This is a genomic window from Aquibacillus salsiterrae (assembly GCF_028416595.1).
GTDB lineage: Bacteria > Bacillota > Bacilli > Bacillales > Amphibacillaceae > Aquibacillus_A > Aquibacillus_A salsiterrae.
The window spans coordinates 1-2,896 of sequence record NZ_JAMQKC010000050.1 but is presented as its reverse complement, the minus strand read 5'-3'; the positions used below and the strand labels follow the sequence as shown (position 1 = coordinate 2,896).

At 37.2% G+C, this 2,896-nt stretch carries 2 protein-coding genes; both read right to left on the bottom strand.

All coding sequences use genetic code 11. The features are described 5' to 3' along the window. Positions 1-437 precede the first annotated feature (437 nt). Positions 438-1,208 carry an IS21-like element helper ATPase IstB gene (gene istB / locus NC799_RS18135; protein ID WP_272447839.1) on the bottom strand — a complete coding sequence of 257 codons (771 nt, stop codon included), beginning with the start codon at positions 1,206-1,208 and terminating at the stop codon, positions 438-440. After that, the gene (gene istA, locus NC799_RS18130; RefSeq protein ID WP_272447838.1) at positions 1,205-2,785 is read right to left on the bottom strand and encodes an IS21 family transposase; all 1,581 of its coding nucleotides are present in this window, start codon (positions 2,783-2,785) and stop codon (positions 1,205-1,207) included. The genes istB and istA overlap by 4 nt, the downstream gene beginning before the upstream one ends. Positions 2,786-2,896 lie beyond the last annotated feature (111 nt).

Below are 2,896 nucleotides of genomic sequence, written 5' to 3'. Positions count from 1 at the left end.
TGTAATTGTCAACTGAAAATTCCCCCACATAGTCATTTAAAATTCCCCCACCTATAATTTTAATATTGGATAGGGGAATGGGAGTTATCAAAACGGTGTGATGCCTAGCTCTTGCTCTAATTCTGACTTTTCCTTCTGTAATTTTTTAACCTGTTTCATTAAACTTGTTAATACGCACTATTTTTGTCTGGTCATCAATTCCTCTTTCATAAGCTGTACCATTCCACCTGTAATCATAAAGGAATGTATAAACTTCGGTGTCACTTGCAGTATAAGACCCACCTTGTTTAATGCCTTTTATTTTACCTTCAATTAGCCATTCTTTACAATTTGCTTGTCACATTTAAGTCCATGTGAATGCAATAGATTTGTAATCTCATGAACAGTCATTTGTTCCATATTATTACTCCTCATTCTATATTGAAACCTGAATTAGTCTACACTAACTGCTGATCTTCAAGCCACTTTTTGGTTTCTTTCATACGGTAGGAATTGCCATTCATATTTACGATATAAGCCTGATGTGTCAAACGATCAATCATTGCTGCAGTCATTACTGGATCCTGGAAAATCTCACCCCAGCGCTCAAAAGATAGGTTTGTTGTAATAATCGTTGACTTCTGGGCAGCTCTTAATGATAAGTGGGTAAACAGTAGTTCAGCTCCTTCTTTATCAAAAGAAATATATCCCATTTCATCTGCTATGACGAGATCGTATTTTTCAAAGCGGTTTTGAAAAGCCCGCAAGGTCTTCTCTGACCTACACTCTTTTATTCGATTGATGAGTAATGGCACGGTTGTAAACCAAACTTTATAGCCTTCCATACATGCCTTAATTCCCAACCCTATACTCATATGAGATTTACCAGTTCCTGGATTCCCTGCTAAAATTACATTCCTACCTTCCTCAATAAAATCAAGTGTTTTTAAACGCTTTAATTTTTTTTGTGCATCCGGAGGTAATTCTCCTATCACCAAATCTTCTAAATAACGTTTGTAAGGAAATTCAGCCCGCCGGATTCGATTATATCTTGCATTTTCGTCTCTGGTATCCATTTCCCTTTGTAGGAGTAATGCTAAAAATTCTTCATAACTTGCGTCTCTTTCAGTGGCTTCTTTCACCTCTTCCTTAAAATGGTGGTTAATCGTGGACAACTTTAATGCTTTACTAAACTGCGATACTTCCTCATCCCAATTCCTCTTACTCATGCGATTTCCCCCTTTTCCCCTAATGAATTGGTCTGAAACAACTCGTCGTAGGCTCGTAAATGTTCTCGGGCATAAGTGGAAATATCGCTTTTATCCTGGTGAAAAGAGGATGAATTTAACTCCTCTTGATTTCTAGCGCATAATACCTTAATTTTATCTGTCGTGACGTGAGATGGATGAATGTTATGCAGCTCATTTATGCTTTGTTCCACCTCTTTCAAATTATCGTTTTCTTGTAGATAGTGAATTAGCTCTATAAATCCTTTCTCGTTATTGATATAATAACTGTCATAAATATTTTTTATTTTTTTATCTGCCTGTTGTAATGCCACGCTACTGGCTAATGCACCAGGCTTTTTCTTTAAGGTGTTTAAATAATGATCCAGTTGTATCCTCCATTCGTGGCCTCCTGTTAATCGGTGGTGCTCTGCAATCTTTTCCCCATTGCTAAAGCATTGAATTCTATTAGAATAGATTTTTGTCATGATCACCTCGTTAACTAGATGATCTGGTACAGAATAATGGTTTTGATCAATCACAATCGTAGAATACTTATCTACGCGCACATTCTCTATCCGTGCTGCATCAAACTGTGGCAGATTTGGAAGAAGGTGGGCTTTTTCCTGTTCAAATAATTCTTCTGCTGAATGATCTTTCCCTGTTTGTAACTTTTGATTGAGCTTTTCACAGATTTCTAATAGATATTGATTTGCCTCCTCAAGTGTTTCAAATGAATCTTTAAACGCAAAAGCCTTTCGGCGTATCACTTCAACACTACGTTCCACATGTCCTTTTTCATTTCCGCGTCTTACATTACAAAAACGGTAATTAAAGGTGTAGTAGATTGATAGTTTCAGTAGTCCTTCTGTCGGTTCCTTCTCTGTTCCTACAAAGCGTTTGACTGCTACTTTCATATTGTCGTATACCATTGTCTTATAGACGCCACCTACCTTTTCAAAGAATAAAGCGTGAGCTTCTTGAAAGCATTCAGTCTTTTGTTTGGTAAACAAGTATGCCATTCGATAGTTCCCGAATGCAGAGGTAAATACCGCCATTTGAAGCACTCGTCGTTTACCGTTAATCGTAATTTTCACTTCCCCCCAATCAAATTCACATATATCACCAGGTAGATAAGAGCCCTTTATGTATGCTTCTTTAGGCTTCTTATCTAGTTCGCGGATAGTACGGAGGACTGTACTATAACTAATAGTAAAACCTTCCTCTTCTAATACTTGATGAATATCTATAGGCTTCTTCTGTTGTTTTCTTAATCCGGTTCTCCTTTTCTCCTCATTTTCGACTACCAGTTCCTGTACTCTTTGTTCTATTTCTTTTGTTAAAACCCGTTTTGGTCTAGTTCCAACACGATATCTCGGCGCGTCCACAATCGTTTGAATTAATTCACCTGCGTTAACAATGTCATGCCTATTTAATTCATTCCTTTGCGATTCATATTCCTTAATATATTTACTTACCGTTTTACGGTCGATTCCTACTTTCTTGGCAATTTCTCTCTGTGACCGGCCCTCCCTTAGGTACATAATTAGGACCTCTTGTTTATTTTTCAAGTTAATCATCGCTCCAGTCTCCCCACTAGAAATCAATTAATTTATTTCTACTGGGCTATTATAACCTACTGGGGGAGTTTTCAATGACTTTTGTGGCCCACTTTTAGATTACTATATACA